Source organism: Bradyrhizobium jicamae, from assembly GCF_001440395.1.
Classification (GTDB): Bacteria; Pseudomonadota; Alphaproteobacteria; order Rhizobiales; family Xanthobacteraceae; genus Bradyrhizobium; species Bradyrhizobium jicamae.
Genome location: NZ_LLXZ01000059.1, coordinates 90,034 through 110,101 on the forward strand (window position 1 = coordinate 90,034; position 20,068 = coordinate 110,101).

The 20,068-nt window shown below is 58.5% G+C and carries 15 protein-coding genes and 1 pseudogene; 7 read left to right on the forward strand and 9 right to left on the reverse strand.

Going from position 1 to position 20,068, the window contains the following annotated elements; translation table 11 throughout:
• Positions 1-159: 159 nt before the first annotated feature.
• From CQ12_RS09720 to CQ12_RS09730, 3 genes are read left to right on the forward strand one after another with little or no spacing between them, the layout of a single operon-like run.
• Positions 160-1,164 (forward strand): TAXI family TRAP transporter solute-binding subunit, encoded by a 1,005-nt coding sequence (locus CQ12_RS09720; RefSeq protein WP_057835077.1) that lies wholly within the window; start codon positions 160-162, stop codon positions 1,162-1,164.
• Positions 1,161-1,793 (forward strand): hypothetical protein, encoded by a 633-nt coding sequence (locus tag CQ12_RS09725; RefSeq protein WP_057835078.1) that lies wholly within the window; start codon positions 1,161-1,163, stop codon positions 1,791-1,793. Before CQ12_RS09720 ends, CQ12_RS09725 begins: the two co-directional genes overlap by 4 nt.
• 33 nt (positions 1,794-1,826) lie before the next feature.
• Positions 1,827-2,447 (forward strand): DsrE family protein, encoded by a 621-nt coding sequence (locus CQ12_RS09730; RefSeq protein ID WP_057835116.1) that lies wholly within the window; start codon positions 1,827-1,829, stop codon positions 2,445-2,447.
• 137 nt (positions 2,448-2,584) lie between these two features.
• Here CQ12_RS09730 and CQ12_RS09735 read toward each other — a convergent pair whose 3' ends face one another.
• The 4 genes from CQ12_RS09735 to CQ12_RS09750 all read right to left on the reverse strand — a co-directional run bounded on the left by CQ12_RS09735 (position 2,585) and on the right by CQ12_RS09750 (position 8,607).
• On the reverse strand, positions 2,585-3,757 hold the full coding sequence (locus CQ12_RS09735; RefSeq protein ID WP_057835079.1) for an acyl-CoA dehydrogenase family protein: 1,173 nt from the start codon (positions 3,755-3,757) through the stop codon (positions 2,585-2,587).
• Between the two features lie 82 nt (positions 3,758-3,839).
• Complete coding sequence (locus CQ12_RS46210; protein WP_245309827.1) at positions 3,840-6,815, reverse strand: amino acid adenylation domain-containing protein; 2,976 nt, start codon at positions 6,813-6,815, stop codon at positions 3,840-3,842.
• 36 nt (positions 6,816-6,851) lie between these two features.
• A complete protein-coding gene (locus tag CQ12_RS09745) occupies positions 6,852-7,877 on the reverse strand; it encodes a TubC N-terminal docking domain-related protein (RefSeq protein ID WP_057835080.1) in 1,026 nt (341 codons plus the stop codon).
• Positions 7,878-7,965: 88 nt separating this feature from the next.
• Positions 7,966-8,607: a 4'-phosphopantetheinyl transferase family protein gene (locus CQ12_RS09750; protein ID WP_245309828.1), complete on the reverse strand. Its 642-nt coding sequence runs from the start codon at positions 8,605-8,607 to the stop codon at positions 7,966-7,968.
• A 519-nt stretch (positions 8,608-9,126) separates the two neighbouring features.
• Here CQ12_RS09750 and CQ12_RS47630 point away from each other — a divergent pair.
• A pseudogene (locus CQ12_RS47630) lies at positions 9,127-9,390 on the forward strand (hypothetical protein); the annotation flags it as partial.
• 14 nt (positions 9,391-9,404) lie between these two features.
• Here the strand turns inward: CQ12_RS47630 and CQ12_RS42050 are convergent.
• The 5 genes from CQ12_RS42050 to asnB form a co-directional block, all read right to left on the reverse strand.
• Positions 9,405-9,785 (reverse strand): VanZ family protein, encoded by a 381-nt coding sequence (locus CQ12_RS42050; RefSeq protein ID WP_083519211.1) that lies wholly within the window; start codon positions 9,783-9,785, stop codon positions 9,405-9,407.
• A gap of 530 nt (positions 9,786-10,315) precedes the next feature.
• Complete coding sequence (locus CQ12_RS09760) at positions 10,316-10,645, reverse strand: hypothetical protein (protein WP_057835082.1); 330 nt, start codon at positions 10,643-10,645, stop codon at positions 10,316-10,318.
• A gap of 697 nt (positions 10,646-11,342) precedes the next feature.
• Positions 11,343-12,140 carry an FkbM family methyltransferase gene (locus CQ12_RS09765; protein WP_057835083.1) on the reverse strand — a complete coding sequence of 266 codons (798 nt, stop codon included), beginning with the start codon at positions 12,138-12,140 and terminating at the stop codon, positions 11,343-11,345.
• 268 nt (positions 12,141-12,408) lie between these two features.
• Complete coding sequence (locus CQ12_RS09770) at positions 12,409-13,770, reverse strand: O-antigen ligase family protein (protein ID WP_057835084.1); 1,362 nt, start codon at positions 13,768-13,770, stop codon at positions 12,409-12,411.
• A 79-nt stretch (positions 13,771-13,849) separates the two neighbouring features.
• On the reverse strand, positions 13,850-15,883 hold the full coding sequence (asnB, locus tag CQ12_RS09775; RefSeq protein WP_347337421.1) for an asparagine synthase (glutamine-hydrolyzing): 2,034 nt from the start codon (positions 15,881-15,883) through the stop codon (positions 13,850-13,852).
• Between the two features lie 595 nt (positions 15,884-16,478).
• Here asnB and CQ12_RS09780 point away from each other — a divergent pair.
• The 3 genes from CQ12_RS09780 (at position 16,479) to CQ12_RS09790 (ending at position 19,900) form a co-directional block, all read left to right on the forward strand.
• Positions 16,479-17,582 (forward strand): Gfo/Idh/MocA family protein, encoded by a 1,104-nt coding sequence (locus tag CQ12_RS09780; RefSeq protein WP_057835086.1) that lies wholly within the window; start codon positions 16,479-16,481, stop codon positions 17,580-17,582.
• Between the two features lie 36 nt (positions 17,583-17,618).
• Positions 17,619-18,482, forward strand: a complete 864-nt coding sequence (locus CQ12_RS09785; protein WP_198164108.1) for a hypothetical protein — start codon at positions 17,619-17,621, stop codon at positions 18,480-18,482.
• 383 nt (positions 18,483-18,865) lie between these two features.
• Entirely contained in the window at positions 18,866-19,900 is a 1,035-nt protein-coding gene (locus CQ12_RS09790) for a DUF354 domain-containing protein (protein WP_057835119.1), read from the forward strand.
• Positions 19,901-20,068: the final 168 nt, after the last annotated feature.

Consider the following 20,068-nt stretch of genomic DNA (forward strand, 5'->3'; position numbering starts at 1 on the left):
CCATTTACCCGGAATACAATGATGCGCCTGCGGGCGGAGGGACGAGCGGCGCCTGTGTGAACCGCTGCTTCAGGCTCCGACGATCGGCCGCACCTTCAAGGCTTGAAGAGGAATTGATTGATGAGCTGGTCTTTTGGTTTAGCTCCACGACTTTTTCTTATGACGTTGGTCTCGCTGCCCGTGATCGTTCAGCCGTTCGCTGCGAATGCGCAGACGCCAAACGCCCGGATGCAAGGCGATCGTTTGCTGGCTCGCGCGCCGCCCCCACAGAAGCCGCAAGCGGCGATGAATGCCTGGACAGTAGGTATTGCGGGAGGCCTCATCGAGGGTGCGCCGATCCGCCTGGCGGCGGAGATCGCCCGCGTCGTCGATGATGGAAACAATCTGCACGTTCTGCCGGTCGTGACGCGCGGCGCCACGGAGAATGTGAATTCGCTGCTCTATCTGCGCGGCATCGACGCCGCGATCATCAATTCGGATGTGCTGGAGGAATACAAGAGCCAGGTGCCTGATATTCAGCAGCGGCTTTCCTACATCCTGAATCTGTTCCCGTCCGAGCTGCATATCTTCGTTCGCCCCGAGATTCAGAGCCTGAACGATCTGGCCGGCAAGAAAGTAAACTTCAATACCCAGGGCACCGCGGCGGCCTATTCGGGTCCGCTGATCTTCAGCCGGCTCGGCCTCGACGTGGAAAAGACGTTCATCCCGCATCAGGTCGCGCTCGAGCAGATGCGCAAGGGCGAGATGGCGGCGGTCGTCTTCATTACCTCGAAGCCGGTAGATGCGTTCGTGCGCGGCCGTTGGGAGTCCGGGTTCAAGTTCCTGCCGATCCCCTATGACAGCAAGTTCGAGGACTATTATCTGCCCGCCGCGCTCGATGCCGCGGACTATCCCAATCTGATCAAGCCTGGCGAACGGATAACGACGATTGCCGTTCCGACCGCTCTCGTCGCCTTCAATTTCACAGCCAAATCGAACCGCTTTCAGCGCATCGCTCGTTTCGTCGATCACCTGTTCTCGCGGATCGACAAGCTGCAGCAGCCCGGTTTCGACCCGAAATGGAAGTCGATCAATCTCGCGGCAACGGTTCCTGGCCTGGCGCGCTTCCCGGCGGCGCAGGCGTGGCTGGGACGCCGACCGCGCGCAGCGCATGCATCACAATGAGAAACGCGGCTATCCCGGTTGTCGTTGGAATCGCGCTCGCAAGCGGGATTGCCTGGGCGCAGGGGGCAGAAGACCCGGCGGCCCAGCTTCGCGACTGCGGCCCGATGGAGGGCTCTGAACGGCCGGAGTGTCCGGACAAGGCCTCGCCGACGGCTGCGCCCGTGCAACAGTCGGTCTCCAAGGGAGACAGCTGGATCTTAAGCCAGACGACATCGCCGGTCGACTATTCACCTGTCGCCACCGCCACGACCTTGTCGCAGGATGGTGCCATCGAATCCGCAATGAAGCTTTCAGTTCGATGCCGCAAGGGGCAGACCGAGCTGGTAGTCGCGGGGCCCGGCATTTCGGGCCGCGGCAACGATTACGCGATTTCCTATCGGATTAACGATGGTCAGCCGGTGCAGATCGCGGCCGCACCACCGGCGTCCGGAGCAGGGGTTGCGTTCGGCGGCGACGTCATTCGTTTGCTGCAGTCGCTTCCAGACGCTGGAAGCCTCAGCGTTCACCTCGCACACCGGACAGGAGCCGCGGTGGATGGGACGTTCTCGCTCGGCGGGTGGGAAGCGGTGCGTACGAAGATGATCGTTGCGTGCAAATGGTCTCATCCAGCCGCGAAACCGAACGGGTGATGGCATCAGATGAAGTTTGTACAGGAGAGCTCGATGAAGATGTTTCAACATATTGCCAGCGTAACCACCATAGTAGCCGCTACAGTCCTGTTCGCCCCGTCATTCGCTGCGGCAGAGCGAGGCGGGCGGTACTGGGTGCCGGCAACGACGTATCCCGCTGTGTACCAGCCGCCCGTTGCAGAAAGAGTTGCCGCCCCGCGTAAAGCCACCAAACATAGTAAAGCCGCCAAGCATAGAAGGGATCGATCCCTTCTTGCCGCCAACGCGAGGCTTGCGTCCGACGCCAAGGCGCACCGTTTAGTTCTGCAGGTAAACACGAACGACCCCGCCGCGATGAACCTCACGCTCAACAACGCAACGAATGTTGCGCAGTACTATAAAGATCTCGGCGAGAAGGTGAAAATCGAGGTGGTCACGTTCGGGCCGGGCCTGCATATGCTGCGCGATGACACATCGCCGGTAAAGGCCCGTATTGAGGAGATGGCGCTGAGCAGGCCGGAGGTATCGTTCAAGGCCTGCGGCAACACTCAGGAAAGAATGCACAAGGCCGAGAACAAGGACATCCCGATTGTTGCTCAGGCGGAAGTGGTGAAGTCAGGCGTCGTACGCGTGATGGAGCTGCAGGAGAAGGGATGGTCCTATGTGAAACCGTGAGCGAGGCGCTGGATCGCCAACATGGGCGATGATCCACTCGTCAGCCTGCCTCTGCGCGGCCGTGCCGGCAAGCGACGCGGCCTCCCAGCGTTAACTGCATCACGCATCGGGACATGATTCTAACTGCCGCATTAGGCTCACGACATCGACGCGACCACGTCCAGCATCACCTCCGTCGCGCCGCCGCCGATGGATAGGACGCGGGCGTCACGCGCCATGCGCTCGATCGGGCTCTCGCGCATCAAGCCCATGGCGCCATGGAACTGCAGGCACGTGTACATGACCTCGTTGACGAGTTCGCCGCAGACGGCCTTCACCATCGAGACCTCGCGCAGGCAATCTTCGTCCGCCGCCATGCGCCAGGCGGTGGCATAGAGAAACTGGCGGCCTGCCTCCACCTTCGCAGAGAGCATCGCGAGGCGTTCACGGATCGCCTGCATGTCCCACAGGACGCCCCCGAATGCGCGGCGAGCTTTCACCCAGGCGAGCGTCATGTCGATCGCTGCCTCGGCCGCCCCTATCGCCATGCCGGCGAGGACAAGGCGCTCGTTCTGGAAGTTCCGCATGATAGAGTAGAAGCCAAGTCCCTCCGCGCCGAGCACGTTCTCGGCCGGGATACGGCAACCGTCGAAGACGAGCTCCGCCGTATCGGAGGAGCGCCAGCCGTGCTTGTCCAGTTGGCGGGCGACGCTGAGGCCTGGCGTGCCCTTCTCGACGAGGAACATCGTGATCCCGTGGCTTCCTGCCGAGGGATCGGTCTTGGCGGCGACGCAGTAGAGATCCGCGTGGACGCCGTTCGTGATGTAGAGCTTCGTGCCGTCGAGGATGTAAGAGTCGCCCTCTCGGCGGGCGCGCGTGGAAATGGCCTTCACGTCCGAGCCTGCATCCGGCTCCGTGATGGCGACCGCGGTGATCACCTCGCCGCTGATAATGCCCGGCATCCAGCGGGCCCGCTGGGCTTTGGTCCCGTCGTGAAAGACATGCACGGAAGCCATGTCGGTATGGACCAGCGTCGCGATGGCGACGCCGCCATAGGTCGAGCGCCCGAGCTCCTCAGCGAAGATCGTGGATGCGGTCGCGTCCATCTCGGCACCACCGTACTCGGCCGGGTAGCGGATGCCGAAGAAGCCGAGTTCGCCCATGCGGCGCAGGATCGGACGGGGAATGAACCCGTCCTCTTCCCAGCGATCCGCACGGGGCTTGATCTCTTCCTCGACGAACCGGCGCACCTGGTCGCGTAAGAGCTCATACTCCCCCGCCGCCCAAGGCAGCCCCGGTCCTCGCGCCGGTACCCAAGCTTTGTCCATCATTCATCCGCTCTGCTATGTCCAACGCAAAAGCTTCCGTCCGGATTGGTACCTACCCCCTAGGCCGTTCGGAGGCCCCGGTAAGCTAGAGTTCGATTTCCTCTCTCGGTCCTTCCGAGACCGGAGTGGCTCTGGAATCGGTCACCCACAGCATTCCGTCGATCACTTCCGCCAGTCCGGCCACTGTCGGGCGCTCGAAGAGGTTGCGAAGCTGCACGTCGACGCCGAAGGTCGCCCGCATGCGCGACACCGCCCGCATCACCAGCAGCGAGTGCCCGCCCAGGTCCATGAAGCTGTCGTGACGGCCGATCGACTCAACCTTCAGGAGATCGCGCCACAGCGCGGCCAGCGTCTTCTCGGTTTCCGTGGAGGGGGCGACGAAGTCTTGTGCAGGCTGGATGTTCTCCGCCGTCGGCTCGGGAAGGGCGGAGCGGTCGATCTTGCCGTTGGACGTGAGCGGCATCCGTTCGAGGCGAATATAGTGCGTCGGAATCATGGACTCGAAGAGTTCTTCGGCGAGGTGGGTGCGCAGGTCGGCCACGGTCAGGGGTTTCGACGAGACGTAGTAGGCCACAAGTCGTGCGATGCCGTCTTCGGCCGCTGGCGGTTCGACATAGCCGATCTGGGCCATGATCTCCTTGATGCGGGGTACGTCCAGCTCGTCGTTGAGTTCATCAACGGCTTCGTCGCGCGTTTTCTGGCCGAGACGTACATCCCAGCTGTAGGGAAGGGCGTAGTTGTGATATCCGCGCTGCTTCTTATGAACGTAGATGCCGACATCGTTGATGAGGCAGTTCGTGGAGCGCCCTGTATCCGCAGGTCGGTCCCATCCTGCCTGCGTCTTCAGGAAGTCGAGCATGTCCTCCAGAGGGACGCTCCAGTAGCGGTAGAAGTCGATGAACTTCACTTCTTCGAATATTGAGTCGCTCCGGAAGGCATCCACGTTGAGATAGCGCGACACAGCATCCTCGCGGCGGTGATACTCCTTGCGCGCCTCGGCGATGAGCGCGTCCAGGCGGGCCGGATCGTAGTCGTCCCGCTTGAAGACCTCCTCAGTCAGGCGCGTCTCAAAGAATTGGCCGCGGGACAACCCCGTCACGATGTACCCGATCCCTCGTTCGCGGGCGACGTTCGTGGCCAGGGTGTAGATCGTTTTGAAGCAGCCGTTGCAGACGTTCGCGAACCGTTTCAGGCTGTCGACGAAGATCTCGTTCATATGCGGCGTGCTTCCCCAGTGGTGATCCACGCCGAGGGAGTTTACGAGCCGCCTGATATTGGCCTTGGCTCCTTCCGAAATGAAACCGTTGTCGAGGGTGAAGGTGAGCGGCTTCACGCCCATGGCGACGAGCTTGCACAGCATAAAACTGCTGTCTTTGCCGCCGCTCAACAGCACGATGCAATCGTAAGGTCCCTTCCGGTTAGCCTGCATCTCCGCGATGAGAACCTGGAGGTCATCCGATGTCTTGAAATAGGTCTGCGCCTTGTCGACATAGGTGTCGAAGGCCCGGCATAGATTGCAGACGCCTGCCGCATCGAACGTCGTGCCGGGCAGGTCGGATGCGACACCGCACCGTTCGCAATAGCGCACTTGTGTCGCTGGTTTCGCCACCGAGGTGGCGACGGCAGCGACAGCGCATTCCTGAACGTGCGGGTGTTTCAGAAGTCGCGCTTCGATCTCGCCCAGCTCGACACGCGCGCCACCAACCTTCACCTGATGATCGGCGCGGCCGAGAAAGTCCAAGCGCCCTTCCGAGTTCCAGCGGGCGAGATCGCCTGTCTTGTACAGCCGCAGCTTCGAAAACCCATCCCGGGGATCGGTGGCCGTGAGGAAACGCTCGGCGGTCAGGTCAGGGCGATTGAAATAGCCACTCGCGAGACCGTCGCCGGCAATGAACATCTCACCGATGACGCCGGGGGCGGTGGGCTGATGTGCCTTGTTAAGGACGTAGATGCCCGCATTGGCGGCCGGAACGCCGATCGGCACCGATGCGGATTGATCCCGATCGATGTCGAAACGGTGAATCATGCAGCCCACAGTGGCTTCGGTTGGTCCGTACTCGTTATAGATCTCGATGGGATGGGGGATGGCTTTCGTGATATCGCGAGCCAACTCCGTCTTGAAGTCCTCGCCACCCACGATGAACTTGCGCAGCCTTGTGGTCTCAAGATTGCAACCGCGGATCATCGCAAGATGCGCCGGCGTCAGCTTCATGATATCGACGGCATTGTCGTCGATGACCTTGAGCACGACCATGCTCTGGACTCCGGGATCACCAAGATAGACCACGATGCGGCCGCCGGTGATGAATGGCGTGAAGAGCGTCGTGACGGTCAGGTCGAAGGCGAGGGATGAGAAAAGGGGCCATGCTAGACGTTCGCCGGAACTGTACATCCGGGCGGCCCACCAGATGTAGTTCACCAGGTTTCGGTGCTCGATCACGACGCCCTTGGGCGTGCCGGTCGAGCCGGAGGTGAAGATGATATAAGCGGCGCCGTCCTGAGTGGCAGCGGACGGACGGTCCGAAGCCGGCTGATTCAAAATCGACCCGAAATCGGCGTCGAGCACGAAAATGTCGGCAAGGTTCGGGGAGATGACGGATTGCAGGCGCGCCTGAGTGATCGCCACCGGCGCCCGCCGATCGGTTCCGTTGGCAATGTCCTTCAGGATTGTTGCGAGACGCCCCTTCGGCGTTGCCGCATCCACCGGCACATAGGCTGCGCCGGACTTCAGGACGCCCAAGATCGCGACGACGATTTCAATGGAGTGCTCCATGAACACAACGGCGATCCGACCCGGACCTACGCCGGTCGAGCTCAGATGCGCGGCCATCTGGTTGGAGCGTTCATTGAGTTGCTGGTACGTCAGCGTTGCATCGCCGAAGCGGATCGCTTCAGCGTCAGGACTACGCATCGCTTGGTCGCGGAAGAGATCGACGATCGTCCGGTCCGACGGGTAGGGCGCTGCCGTGGCATTGTACTCGACGACCATCGCTTGATGATCGGCATCTTTCAGCAGGGGAAGCGCTACGCCCTCCGCCGCGATAGGTAGGACTTCATTCATGAGATGCGCTCCCATTGCGGAAATCAAAAAATCAAATCACGTCCCGTTCAGCTTTTGGGTTGCCTGGCGATAAAGCTCTGCGATGGCAGGTGCATCCGGGTCCTCCAGCATGAGGACATCGTGGCAGTCATCGGACCCGAAATAAAATTCGGCATGGGGCACCACTCGAAGCCATCGGTGCGGTGCTGCACCCGATCGCAGCCAGGCCTTGTTCGGAAGGAAAATGCATACGCGACCCGAATACGGAGTGGGGATGTACCGCCGCAAAGCCGTGATCGCCGCGGACTTGAGTCGAGCTCTGCTCGCCAGCACCGGATCCGTAGTGACAGGCTCTTTGCTTTGGCGGATGCGGGTCACGAGGGCGCGGCTGCGCTCGCCGAGAATCCGGAGGCGACTGCCGAAATATCGGAGACGGGCGCCGAACGTCGGCAGCTTCGCCATCTGTCGCAGGTGCGGATAGGCGCTACGCCTGGCAAAGAAATACAGCAGACGCGGCAGTTCCTTATAGGTGGAGGGATGAAGCGGGCCAAACAGCGCTATGCATGGGACCTCCGCTCCGCGTTGACCCAGGATTTTTGCCAGTTCGAAAGAGGTTGAAGCGCCGGAGCAGTAACCGGCGATGATGTACGGACCGGTGGGCTGGTATTGGATGATCTGGCGGGCGAAGTACTCGGCGATATCTTCGACGCGGTCCATCGGCTCGCTCTGCCCATCGAAGCCCGACGGCTGGAGTGCGTAGAACGGTTGATCGTCGCCCAGGTGCTTCGACAGGTCCGAAAATGAGAAGGGCGCCCCGATATGCCCGGGTACGGCGTAAATAGGCGTGCGTGTTCCGCTAGACTGCAGGGGAATGATGGCAGGCTGTTGCCGGGCCGCAGCCGTGGCCATATTCAGAAACGCGATGAGTTCGTCCTTCCGGTCCCGCAACTGGTCGCGAAACTCCGCCGTCAGTGCGCCAGCTGGCGCGTTGCACCGCAGCCGGTCGCCATCTACCCAGATCTTGATGTCCTTGGCCGCGAGGCCTGCGAGAAGCCCCGGGATCTGCGTCACGTCCGCCGACATAGGGCCTTCCGATCAGGTCCAATCGAATTGATCAAGCTCCTCGTTTGTCCGCTGTGCATCGTAGGTGAAGGATGCCATCGCGGGCACTTCAATTCCGGACTACCACCGTCCCGATGTACCCAGGTTTCGGTACGAACCTGCGGACAACCCAATCCCTTTCATGGCAAGAAAGGGGCTGTCCCAAGCCGCACCCCAAGGCCTTAGAGATAGCCTCCAGCCGGGTCCAGCGTTCAAGGAAGCCCTCCAGCCGGTCTTCCGGACCAAGGGCGGCATAGGACCCATACTCGGAGGCGGAAAAGCAAAGCGCTGCGATCTCGTCCGCTTCCGGCACAGGGAGAACTGCCTCGATGTCCACCCCGACCTCCTGCCTGGTCGAGAGGGCGACGACCGCGACATCTCCGGAACGTGAGACGCTGAAGCGCAAATCGCGACCCGGCATACGGTGCGAGAGGTGGGGTTTGCCGAGGCGTCCATGTTCTAATTCGACGTCGGACGGCGAGATTCCCAGTTTAGAAGCGAGGACCCGGCGCAACTGCCCCCGGGTAGCGACGAAGCGGCGGCGGTCCCGCTCCAGTCTCAACCCCTCGGCGCGTCGGCGTTCCTCCTCGTTGAGGCAAACGCCTATCTCACGGATGACGTCCTGCTCCGCATCGAGGATGAATGCCAGGACCTCCAAATCATCATTCTCGGAAACCTGCACTATGATCCCGGCGCAGCAGTCAGAAGTCATAAGTGGATTCCGATCGCTGGGAGCGCTCATGCGCACAAGTGCAATTCTTTGCATTGAACCGCAGCGCCATCTATGCGGATTACCCTGATGAAACAATCACGTAAGGGCAAAAAGCAAGGGGCGCCTGATGGATATTTTGGTGCATGGATGGGCTACATCAAAAGACCCAGACATGCTGCTGCTCGCAAGGGGTCTGCGGGAGGCGAAACTGCCAAATTTATCTTGCCATGATCTGCTGCTCTGACGAGCAAGGCTGCTGCGCCGGGTTTAGCCAAAGAGCAGTTACCTGGATGCGGAATTGCGACAAATTAAAGCAATTTCCGCGCTTCGCTTGCGCGGCCAAGTGACCGCCTGGGCAATGAGCTTTGCTGCTTGACGACGGAAGCCTCCCGGCCTGTCCGCACGGCTCCCGTGCCTTATGGAAGACTTGGTTACTGAGACGACGCGATAGCGCTGTCAGTCAAATCCAATTCGGATTACCTCTTCTGCGTATCGGTCCTCAATAGGCCCGCATCGCCAGTCTGCCTGACCAACAAAGCCGCCAAGCGCGCGGCTGAGATGCGTGGCCGTCGGGCGCCGCAATTGGACCCTCTGCGGCTCGGACCGCGGCGGCGAGCGGGCCGCCACATTCACCCTGATCCGGACCGCCAACCTCAATGAACGCAGGCTTGGCTCGCCGATGCCCTAGACACGCGCTTGGACACCACTACAAGCAGGGTCGCGCCAGGACCGAACAGCTCGGATGGGACTTCTCGACAGTTCGGGATGCACGACGCGGGATAGCCTCGCAGCGGATTTCAAGGCGTGGGTGGGTGTCTGAGGTCGCGCAACAACCAGAAACGTGCTCGATCGAAACGCAGGACAGCGCGGCCAGCAAAAACGCCTGCGGCGCCTCCAGCAATTTTCTGGAGTGCGTCCAGGGTTCGGGCGTGGCGATCCGGAGTAAGAAACTGCAGGAGCTCAAGCAATGCGGCGCTGCCAAGTACGATGAGCAGGACGGCAAGAGTGCGTCGGGGATAGGCTAAGCAGAAGAGCGTGCCGAGAATGGCAAATGCTGCAAGATGTTCCATATTCGACGAGGTCAGCAAAATCGGCCTATCGCTTAGCGGCGACAGGGTCGAATAAGCACTGACACACAGGCCGGTCCATGCAGCGAACGTAAGTAGTTTTTGAGACATGAGATTTTTCCTCTCGGCTTTGCTCTACTGCATGGCGCAACTAGCCCAAGCAGAGCTTGCCATGGCGGCCTGCGATCAGGGCCTGGATCGCGCCGCAAAGCCGGTACACCGGGCCAGCCTACGCAAGTGCACCGTGTGGAATAATTGCTAAAAAGGGGCACTCCTCCTGAGTTCCACCGGTTGTGGTCGCCGCAGGCGCTATGCAATCCGCCATGGATTGATGAAGACGCCCTCAGGACGCCGCGCCAGCAGTTGTTCGAGGTTCTCCTTGCGCATCGAGAGGGGAGGCTTTGCGGGAATTCTTCCCCTACGGCCAGCAGGTCGAAGGCGCAGAGCTGAACTTCTTCGTCATGCTTGCGAGAAAGGAGCGCGTTGAATCCGCGATGACGTCAACATCGAGCGCGACGGCCCCGACAAGCAGGTGCCGGCGGGGCGGGCATCAGGATTCGCTTATTGGTCTTCTGGGCCGTCTTCACTGCGGTTGGATCTCTCGTGTCGACGGCTAACGCCAACGGGATCGCGGTGGCAACTTACAAGTGAACCGCTAAAAATTCAGATCGGAACGCAGCCGAGATGCGCTTAACCGCCTTCCGCTTTTGCAAGAATGAAAGCCGCCCAGGCGGCCCGAACGGCGTTTTCGCTGCATCCACGATGTAGAGCTTTCCCGTCCCGCGATCGCGCAGCGTATCGAGTTCGCCGAAGTCGAGCCCGATCTCCCGGGCAAAGCTCAGGATCAACTTGCGTTCCTGTGCGCTGGTAACGTTCTCGGTCGGAACGATCTTGACTTCGAAATTCGTATTGACGAAGCGCTGATGCTTCCAGCGGCGCTTGAGATAAACCAGCGGCAGCCGACAGTACACCGCACCCGCTTTCCACAGCCGCCTCCGGGCGGCTTTTTTTCATGTCTTGGGGTAGAGACGTTTGTAACAACCGGATGTCCACAAAGCCCACAGCTCCGAAAATCCCCTCACTGCCGCTCCTGAAGAACGCCGCCGCCACCGAGAACGAACTGCCCGAGCCCTTGCCATGCCGCCATGCCGCAAGGCCTCATCTACCCTCAGAACTGGGGCCTTCTGAGTCGTCCACGGCGCTGTCGATACGTCGAATTTGAGCGAGGCAAAGGTTTGCGGCGTGGACCGCCATTGTGTTCGTGCACGATGATTTCCGGAACTTCGTATGCGAAGGCTTCGATTATCCCAATGGGAGATTGTCGATCAAGGGTACGAAACAGTGGTTCGTTGGAGCAGTGCGGGCTACGCTCTAACGCTCCGCAAATGTGTGCCTTTTGCCGACGGCGCAACAATTCCGAAGGATCAATTCCTCTGGTGCAGAGCCTTGCGATGGGCCCAGGACAAACGCGATCGCGAGCAGGGAAAAGCCGGGGAACATTTTTGCTATCGACGCCAGAGCGTCAGGCAGCACTTTTGCCCCGCCTCCTCGATTCCTGCCGGGTGAGTCTTCGCGTAGAGATCTCGCGCCTTGATCGTATCGTCGCGCGTCCGTTAACCCATTTGGCGAGGATCATGGGATGTAGGTCTCTGCGAGCGAGAAGCCCGCTTAGGCGCTGCCCATCCGCGTCGTCGGGCAGTACAGAAAGTTATTGATATAGGAGAGACTCCTCCGACGTTCGTTCCCAGTCTTGAAAGCCGGCGACGGCAGTTGATTGCCTGCACTGTCGAACGTTCTGGCGGGACGACGCTTGCCACGCTCAAAATAGAACCCTTCGTAGCCAAGAGCGGAGAGGCTCTTGTCAATTCGGCTAAGCCCACCTGGATTGTGCCGTTCCTCGATTTCTATCAGCAGGCAGGGGCGATCGCGGGCGATTGTCTTTTGTCCTCCGTCCAGCACGTCCTCCTCATGGCCTTCGACGTCGATCTTGATGAAGGAAATGTTTTTGAAGTCATAGTCGTCCAACCGACGCAGAGAAACGTCGATCGTCCGAGAAAGGCGCTCGTCAGCGACCACCCGGGGCTCAAGGCTGGCCATACCTTTATCCTCTCCTTGAGAGGGAACGAGCGGAACTCGCAACTTTGCTTGGCCTTGCTGGGATGATAGTGCAACGTTCTCGACCACAATATTCCTCACTCTCAATCGGCGAATGCGCTCAGCGTCTTCTGGAATTGGCTCGAAAGCATAAACGTAGCGGGCCATCCGACTGAGATGGTATGCATAGACCCCACTGCTGGCGCCGACGTCGAGGGCAACACCATCTCGGCGCACATATTTGTGCAATTCGCGCAGCTCCCATTCTCCGGTGTGGAGATACTCATGCCAAAAACACTTGCGCATCCCGAGCCAGTATCTCATCTCTGCCAATCGCGCGTACCGTGAAATCTCAGTGGTCTTGTCCAACATCGTAATTCCCCAAACCAGCAGCGGCCCTCATCAGCAGCTTTCGGCTCGGCCGAAGATTGCCGCCTTCCAACGTCCAAAATACGCTTGGCGACGTCTGATACAGCCAGCCATTCGGATATCGTGCCTGCCCCAAAAGGGGTAACTAGCGGCCATTGATGATCGGTGGCTCCTTACGTCATCTCCGGCGATAATAGGTCGATGGCGTCCGCGCCGTCTATCGCCAGGTCGCGCACGCGCGCCGCCTTCAGTCGCCGAGCATCGGAGACCCTCAGCGCGCCGTACCTCGCCTTCCAGTTCTAAAAAGTCGGGCTGCTGATCCCGTGTGTTCGGCAAACGTCCGCCATTGATAAGTGCTGCGATCGAGTCGCAAATACAATGGGACCGCGGTTAACGATAAGAAAGTCAGCGCTCCGAGCGGGTCCTGAACCCCGGACATTGCCGCCACCTCGAAGAATGAAGACAACAAGCCCAAAATAGGAAAACTCACAAGCAGCATAAAGAAATCCCGTTCGGTGGCAGACGTCTTCACGCGGCCGATGCCTATTACTATGACTGACGAAATACAAAATAGTAATAGTGCCAGACCAACGATCCCTGTTCCTAGCAAGACGTCAAGATATCCATTGTGGGCATCGACGGCAGCCTGTCCCATCGCGCCAACGAGAAGAGGTCGTATGAAATCGACCGTTGCGGCGTAGTAGCCGTATCCAAGGAGGGGCTTCTGCCAAACTGCGTCAAACACGATGTGCCAGATGTAGGTGCGTCCAGAAAAGGTCGCGTCGCGCCCAACGAGAGCTACGAGGTCTTCGCCGAAAAATGAGAAGGCTGTAAACGCGAATGCGCTTACACCAAACACAATTAGCAGTAGAGTGCTTCGGGAAGCATGCACACCTCCTATCAGCCAATAATAGACTAACAGCATGCACAAAGCGATCCACGAGCCAGCCGATTGGGCGGATATCAGGCACACGATCGCCGAGCCAATACAAATCACGCGGAAACCAACGGACGCGTTTATGAGACGCGGGAGAAACAAGAACGTGAAAACGCTGATAGACGCCGCGGCGCCCAGTTGATTTTTATGCGCGAACACCCCGCGCCACCGGCCAACATGATCATCTTGATGGATGCTATCACTCACTTGATGTATTCCATAGTTCGGAAAAGCGACCGCCATCACCACGCTCGCGAGCATTAAGAATACCAATAGTTTGACTATTATTTTGCAAAAGGTACCGATATCCAAGACCTGACAGACAGCGGCAATGGCAAGAATATATAGAAACATCAAGGACGCTTGCTTGAATGTGCCGTATGGCTCAACGGACCATATGGTCGATGCGAGGCAGATACTGGCATAACTCATGATCGCGATCGGAAGACATACGCCTGAACCCCGACACATCAAGGCAATTGCGACGCAAGAAAACGGGAGCGCCATCTGTAGATAGTAGACTATCTTGGTCTCCGATTGACTTGCAGTCGGAAGAGCCGGATCCGTTCCGGAAATTACAAAGAAGAATGGATATATAAAGACCAGCAGCAGGCCGATGAGTAGCAGTTCGGCGGCTTTCGAGTAGATAAGGCCGGATATCTGAGGTTGTGCATTTGACCTTGTCAGGGATCGCATCGGCGCTTCTCCACCAAATCCCAGTCAAAGGGTTTCTCTGCAATTGTCGAGCATGCGGTCGGCTTACATGGCCACATCTTCAATTCAAAAGGGATGCCAAGCGCCTTGTTCCGGTATCCGCCACCGGTGCACTGCACCACCGACGATGCCAAGCCTGAAACATTAGAATGTTCCAGACGAACAGATAGCCTCCATTATCTCCGTTCAAGAATTCGGTCCAGACGGAGCGAACGGCCTCGACGTCAAAAATATCACCGGCGCGCAGGTCAGCCTCGTTCATTAGGTCTTCGGCCCAATTCCGCAACGGACCGCGCAACCAATCTGCGAGCGGAACGGCGAAGCCCATTTTCGGGCGATCGACCAAACCATCGGGCACATAGCGAGCAAGAACACGCCGAAGCAAGTGTTTGGGGCGCGGGGCACGCGCGTTCTGAAATGACGGTAGCTTCCAGATCCATTCAACCAGGCGATGGTCGAGCAACGGAGCGCGGACCTCAAGAGCGACAGCCATAGAAGCGCGATCAACCTTGGTTAGGATGTCATCGGGCAAATACGTGCACATGTCCAGGTAGCGCATACGGTCCACCGGATCGGGTAAGAGGACCTTGAGGTCTTGACCCCAGCAGGCCGTCCGTACCTCTTGTGACCCTTTTACAAGATTATCTGGGTTCTGATGGTGCGAGATAACTTGATAGTACACGGAGTCGATCGATGACGCTGAGAGGATGTGCGCCAACCGATGGGCCTTTTGGCCAACCTGTGGCACGCGCCGAAAGTATGGTACATAGCGCGCTATCCTGTCGAGGGCGCTAGGCGGCACAGCGCGAATGCTTGAAGACGCGAGTCGGCGGAGTGCAAGCGGCACTTTCGCACTCGGCCGCCAAACGGAATCCGTCCACCGATACATGTCATACCCGGAAAACAATTCGTCACCACCATCTCCTGAGAGGGCCACCGTGACGCGCTTCCGCGTCAACGCGGAGACAATATGGGTCGGGATCTGCGAGGAGTCGGCGAACGGCTCGTCATACATTTCGGCCAACTTCGGCACGACATCGAGAGCTTCAGCGCCGCTGACGGGAAACGTTGTGTGCTCGGTCCCAAGATGCCGAGCGACAGCCTCAGCGTGTTTCGATTCGTCGAATGCCGCGTTTTCAAAGCTGATGGTAAACGTCTTGACTGGTCTCCGAGAGACTCTTTGCATCAGTGCGACGACAGTAGATGAGTCATAGCCACCCGACAGAAAGGCGCCAAGCGGAACATCCGCAACCATGCGGCGCGATACTGCATCATGCAGCAGCTCGTCGAGTTCATCGACCAGCTCCTCTTCGCCGGCTCGGATCGTATTGCGCTGCCCCTGCGAAACAACGCCGGCGAGATCCCAGTACACGCCCACCTCGAGGCCGCCGCTTGCAATTTTGACTAACCCGGCGGGCGGCAGTTTGTAGACATCTTCGTAGATCGTGAATGGACCCGGCACATAATGATGCCGAAGGAAAGCGGCGATCGCTCCACGATTGAGGCTTGGCTTCCAACCGGGATGAACCCGCAGCGCTTTCAATTCTGACCCGAATAGCACTAGCCCGCCGAAAATCGCCCAATAGAGCGGCTTCTCGCCCATTCGATCACGAGCCAGGAACAGTTGACGCTCTCCAGCGTCCCACGCAGCGATTGCGAACATCCCGTTCAAGCGAGCGATGGTCGACTTGACGCCCCATTGGGCGAAGCCTTCGACAATAACTTCTGTATCTGAATGCCCGCGAAACCGAACTCCGCGCCCCTCTAATTCGGTCCTCAGCTCTCGAAAATTATATATTTCACCGTTGAATGTAATTGCATATCGGCCGTTGGCCGAGATCATTGGTTGATGTCCCATTGGGGACAAGTCGACAATTGCAAGGCGACGCTGCCCGAAGGCAATGCTGGCGTCCTGGCTCAACCAAACTCCACTGTCGTCTGGCCCGCGGTGACTCAGGGTTTGCGTCATTGCAGAGACGCGCCTTTTCAAATCCTGCAGGCTGCAACCTCTACGCTCCCAAATACCGGAAATTCCGCACATGCTTGAAAAGAGCTCGCTGATGAGAGGGCAATGAGAGGAAGCCAACGCGAGCATAGTCGTTTGAACTGGTCCGGGGCTCGACCCTTTCGGATTACCCATTCTCGATCACAGCAGAAGCCCAGACCAGCCGGCCCAGGAATGGTATAAGCGCGCGCCCTTATCGTGATTTCGTGCAGGATATGTACGCCTCTGCGCCTTCGGCTGAAGCGTAGCCGCGCTTGGGCATCCTCTCCGGGGGGTGACGACTGCAATCCGCTGCAGTCCGCGCCAGCTTCCGATCATCGGCCTGCCACCGCCTCGGCCACTTGCAGTCCACGTCAAGGACTGATCCCGAACGGTGGGCCAGATCCCCTCAGGTCAGCTCCTTCTTGCAAGGGCAAACTCTGTCGCTCATGACCGACACCGCGCTCCAACGCATGGATGGCCTGCCAATCTGACCAATCCAGCCCATCTCAATGTGCCAGCTATGTCTACGGGCACTCGCGTCACGATTTGGGTAACCCTCCTTGGCAGGCCCGTGTGGAGGGCTTTGCTATACCTTGGCGGGGCCTTCGATTGTTCACCTCGCGATGTCCCGGAGACGGCATCAGCGGAGGAGAGTTGAGGGTGCGCCTTCAGCCGATGGCGTACCAAGCCTAAGGAGACTGCGATGCTCAATGTTGGCCTGATTGGGCTCGGCAAGATGGGGCTTTCCCACTTCGCGATTGTCAACACGCATCCTGCGGTCAAGTTGGTCGGAGTTTGCGATAGCACGAGTTATTTGTGCGGCATCCTCCACAAATATACGGGCATCGAAGTCTTCTCCAATTACCGCGAAATGCTCGATAAGAAATCGCTTGATGCGGTCATCATTGCGACGCCTTCGCGATTTCATGGTGAAATGGTCCGCGAGGCCCTCAATAGAGGCCTGCACGTGTTTTGCGAAAAGCCATTTTGCCTCGACGTGTACGACGGTCTCGATCTGGCGGAGCTGGCTGAAAGGAAAGGTGTCGTCAACCAGGTGGGGTATCACTACCGATTCGTCGGGGCGTTCAACGCGGCCAAGCGTCTACTCGATGCGCACGCGCTTGGCCGGCTTCATCACGTCCGGGTTGAAGCCTATGGCCCGGTGGTGTTGCGACCGAAAGGGGCGACATGGCGGTCGAAGGGCAGTGAGGGCGGAGGCTGCCTCTATGATTACGCATGCCATGCAATCGATATCGTGAATTACCTTGTTGGCAGGCCCGATGCTGTGTCCGGGACGGTGCTCAACAGAATCTTTTCCCGGGACGTGGACGACGAGGTCTACGCGACGATGCATTTTACCGATGGCATGACGGGAATGATTGCCGCCAATTGGAGCGACGACAGTTTGCGCAGAATGTCGACGCAGGTCACGCTCTGGGGCACGAACGGACGTATGGTCGTCGACCGTCAGGAAGTGAAGACATTCATTCGAGCCGCAGCGGGCAGCGCTGTTGCGGCGAAAGAGGGTTGGGACATTCGTCATACAACCGACTTTCACAGCGATGTCTGGTATTACCTGCGAGGCGAGGAATATTCTGCGCAACTCGACTACTTCTTCCAATGCATCGTGGAGGGGCGCCGGGAGAATATCTCGTCCTTCGAGTCTGCGGCTCAGACCGATTGTGTCGTGTCCGCGATGTTGCAGAACGCGGGAGAAGCTTGGCGGCAGGTGGATTCCGGGGCCAGGAGCCCAACTCTGAGCCCGAACGGGTCTGGAGGCTTCTTGTCCGCGGTCATGGGGCGCTGAGATAGATATGCTCTCCCATCAAGGGAGGAGGGGCCAGTGGATCGAATATTGTTCGGCGATAATCAGTTCTTCGGCATCAATCACATGTCCGAGGAAAAGGCGCGTGCGCAGGCCATCCGCTTCGCGGATATCCAGGAAATCATCGATTTGCTGGATGCCGCCTATGACAGCGGGATCCATGTCTTCATGTGCACGACGCATGATCGAATCGCCGAGATCTGCGCGCATGTTCGTTTGCACCCGGAGCGATATTCGAAGCTCGAATTCTATCCCTGCATGCCGTACGCCCATAAATACGCAAACGCCGTGACCGAGCACGGAACGATGGAGGCATTGAAGCGGTTTTTGCCCGCGGAGGGTGCCCTTTCTGCGCTGGTGAGGGGTGGTGTATCTGTGGCCAGGCGCGATGTGGAGGGTATGGCGCGGCTCCTGATCGACGCTGAGATGAAGATGTTCAATGGGCTGAAGACGCCGGTCATCTTTCTCCAGAACGTGGTCACCGATCTGCTGCTTGGGATGGGGATAAAAGACGCGTTTCGCATTTTTGCCGACCACGTGCGGGACCGCTACAAGGCCGAGCCGGGCTTTATAACGATGAACATGCCGCGTCTTCTCGATGTTCTGGAGGAAGTCGGCATAGAGAACCCGATCGTATGTGCGAATATAAATAAGCTGGGCTTTCGGATGTGCGGCGGTATCGAGCTTTACGAGAAAGCCATTGCATCCCGCAAGTTCAGGCCGGTTGCGATGTCCGTCTTGGCTTCGGGAGCGATCAACCCGCGTGAGGCTATCGAGTACGTCTGCCGTCAGAAGGACATTAAATCAATTGTGTTCGGAGCTTCAAGCAAAAGCAACATTCTGAACACGAAACGCCTCATCGAGGAGTATAGTGTGGCGTAAGCTCCGCACGGCTTCTTACCGGGCTCTCAATCATGGCCGCCGGGATGAAGTCGATGTGCAACTCAGACAGCGCGGACGAAATGCCAGATCAGACATGTCACAGATCGGGGCGCCGCCAGGGATCGCTTCCACCAGCTTGAGAGAGCGCAAGCACGAGGAATGTTTGGGGCGGGGTAGCCGTCAATGGAAGGCGAGGCGAACTTCAGGTGTGGGCGATATTTCTCTGATCTGTCAATTCCAGGCAGGCGACAAGTAAGCGTCGTAGAGCTTCCTGTAGTTTTGCGTGGAGATCCCGGAGCCTCAGGCCCATGCCTGGTTGCATTCTTTCAAGGAGCTTGCCTGGCTCCCCTGGGGCGACCCGCTGAAGCAAGTTTGGACGAATGATGAACGTTTGGTTTGATCTTCATAACTCGCCCCACATTAACATGTTTCGAAAGCTTATTGGGGAGCTTCAAGGGAAACATGAAGTAGTTATAACGGCTCGACCACTTGCGAACACGATTGATCTGTTGGAGCTACATCAGCTCAATTACGTGGTCGTCGGTAAGCACTACGGGGCCAACATCGCCAGAAAACTTCTAGGGTATCCCGTCCGGGTGCGCGACTTGTATAGCTTTCTCAAGGACCGTTCAATTGACCTCGCAGTCTCGCAAAGCTCCTTCCATTCTCCGCTCGTCGCGCGACTTCTCGGCGCCCGGTCAATCTATCTGAACGACAATGAGCACGCACTTGGAAACGTGCCAGCATTCCTGTTCGCCGATGTGATCATGCTGCCGGAATTCCTTGATATCCGAAGCGTTCGCTGGCAGGGCGCTCGCGCGGCCAAGGTGCGACACTTTCCGGGAATAAAGGAAGGCATGTATCTATGGTACTTTGCCGATCAATTCACGTCGCGACGCGCTGACAGGACGGCGCGAGACCAGCGCAGAACGGTCTACGTAAGGCCGGAGCCCTGGACAGCTCAGTACTACAAGAGTGAAATCAACTTTCTGGATAGTCTTTTGCTTGGGCTTCGCGATCATGTCGCTTTGACAGTCCTCCCAAGAGGGCGTGCGCAGGGGGTACATTACAGAGACGAAAAATTCAAAGGCATACGCGTGGTCGACACCGCACTGGACCTGGCGGAAATAGCTCCGGACTGCGATCTGTTCATTGGCGCCGGTGGGACGATGACCAGGGAGATGGCGGTGCTCGGTATCCCAACGGTCTCAATCTATCGATCGGAGCTGCTCGATGTTGATCGTTACTTACTGCGGCGTGGATGTATGCAGCATCGGCCAGACCTTGACGCGGAAACAGCGCTGAAGATCCTTGACAAGGCCAACGAGCGCGGTCCGAACCTGGAATTGCTCGACAAGGGCAAAGTTGCCTACACCCAGCTGCACTCGCTGATTCTCGAGCTAGGCGGCCGCCACTGACCGAGCTGACTTATGGCGTTTTTCGAGGCGAAGTGCATGTTTCTATCCGAGCATTTCGGCGGACAGAATAGCAGGGGGGCGCAATACTCACAATTGGGTAGCCAGAATGGCTCCAGTCGAACTCGGTCGAAGTGCTTTTATTCTCAATCCTCTCTTGCTTACACTTGC